This window comes from Rhizobium sp. SEMIA 4085 (genome assembly GCF_013004495.1).
In the GTDB taxonomy this organism is placed as follows: domain Bacteria; phylum Pseudomonadota; class Alphaproteobacteria; order Rhizobiales; family Rhizobiaceae; genus Rhizobium; species Rhizobium gallicum.
Genome location: NZ_JABEPH010000647.1, coordinates 1 through 1,539, shown reverse-complemented (window position 1 = coordinate 1,539; position 1,539 = coordinate 1). Strand labels below are relative to the sequence as shown.

At 56.1% G+C, this 1,539-nt stretch carries 2 protein-coding genes and 1 pseudogene; 2 read left to right on the top strand and 1 reads right to left on the bottom strand.

The genetic code is table 11. The features are described from left to right. The first annotated feature begins 483 nt into the window (after window positions 1-483). Window positions 484-651 carry a hypothetical protein gene (locus C9413_RS32010; protein ID WP_166677340.1) on the top strand — a complete coding sequence of 56 codons (168 nt, stop codon included), beginning with the start codon at window positions 484-486 and terminating at the stop codon, window positions 649-651. Between the two features lie 154 nt (window positions 652-805). After that, window positions 806-1,330 (top strand): winged helix-turn-helix domain-containing protein, encoded by a 525-nt coding sequence (locus C9413_RS32005; RefSeq protein ID WP_223844057.1) that lies wholly within the window; start codon window positions 806-808, stop codon window positions 1,328-1,330. A gap of 27 nt (window positions 1,331-1,357) precedes the next feature. Here C9413_RS32005 and C9413_RS32000 read toward each other — a convergent pair. Next, window positions 1,358-1,539: pseudogene (locus C9413_RS32000) on the bottom strand (ISNCY family transposase); the annotation flags it as partial.

Below are 1,539 nucleotides of genomic sequence, written 5' to 3'. Positions count from 1 at the left end.
CCAATACATCGATGAAGTTTGTCCCCGGCTTACACACTAACGATTTTTATGCGTACCACAATGGAAATTATAGCGTGGGTTGAGTGGGAAACTGCGCATCACACGTCAGCTCTGCCGGAGCGAAGTGGGAAAAGGCCGATGCAATCATCGGGCGAGCACGGTTGCTTTAGCCAAGGTGGTGGATACCATCGTTCCATATCAACACCTTTACAAACGTTGAAGAAAGAAGCGCCACTCCCGCCTATCGGGAAACCGAGCTGAGGGCCACTGCGTGCTGGGCGATAAAATCATCCTTAACGAGATACTCGGCGCAGACGAGGTTCGCAGACCCATGCGTTCACTGGACATTTTCGTGTTCGGCCGTCCTGCAGCTGTCCAGCTTCAGCCTTTTGAAGATGTCATACCAATCGGTATTGCTGCTGACTCTTGAGGGTTCACAAAGCGCGATGAATCTGAATCCATCGTGCAAACGGGAGGTTTGCGATGGGATCAGCACTTCGGCTTCGGACGGATTACGTTGGCGATGACCTACGCAAGGCGGCGCGGCTATCGAAAGGTGCCGCCCAGACGCGGCGACTTCTGGCTCTTGCGCAGATTTATGATGGAGCGACGCGCGACGAGGCCGCCAGAGTTGGCGGCGTGACCGTGTAGATTGTGCGGGACGGGTCGAGCGCTTTAACGCGCAAGGCTTTGAGGGGCTTTTAAACGTGAAGGCTCCGGGCAAGCGTCCGAAACTCAACGACGATCAACGCCGGGAGCTTCGTCGTCTTGTGAAGAAGGGGCCATCCCGGCGATCGACGGCGTTGTGCGCTGGCGGTTGAAGGACCTGGCACGGTTGATATTCGAGGACTATCGGATATCGCTGGAGGAAAGCAGCGTGGGACGTGAGTTGAAGGCCATGGGCTTTGCCAAGCTGTCTGCCCATCCTCGCCACTATGCCCAGAACGAATTGGCGGTGGAGGATTTTAAAAAGTTTCCCGGAAGAGATCCGCGCGATCAGCAAGACCTTCACTCCGGGCACAGAAATAGAGCTGTGATAGCAAGAAAAGCCCGCATCGGGCAAAAGAACAAGATGACGCGGCAATGGGCGCAAAGGGGAACGCGACCATCGGCCCCCACGATCAGCGAACGCTATGGACCTACATATTCGGGCGATCTGCCCGAAGAAGGGAAAGGGTGCAGGCATTGTCATGCCCTCGTGCGACACTACTTCATCGGTCGGGGAGATACAATTCGCGAACATCTATCCAGTTTGCGCACAGCAACGCACGGGAAAGTAGATTCCATGCGGAGTTTAAGCGTGCCTTTCTTTAATCCTGCAACTTTTTAGCTAGTGCCCGTCCATAAACGCCTGTTTTTCTGCAATGCCGCAGGCTTTGGCTCCACTCAGATTGTCGCGGCTGGCATAGCCGCCGTCGGCCGCGGCCTGACGCGGCGGCTCGCCGTAAAATGCGATGTGGCGTTCCAGCATCGGCAAGAAGCGCTCGCTGTCGGTCGGGTTGCCGGCTTCGATGACGAGGTCGAGGATCAGTCCACTTC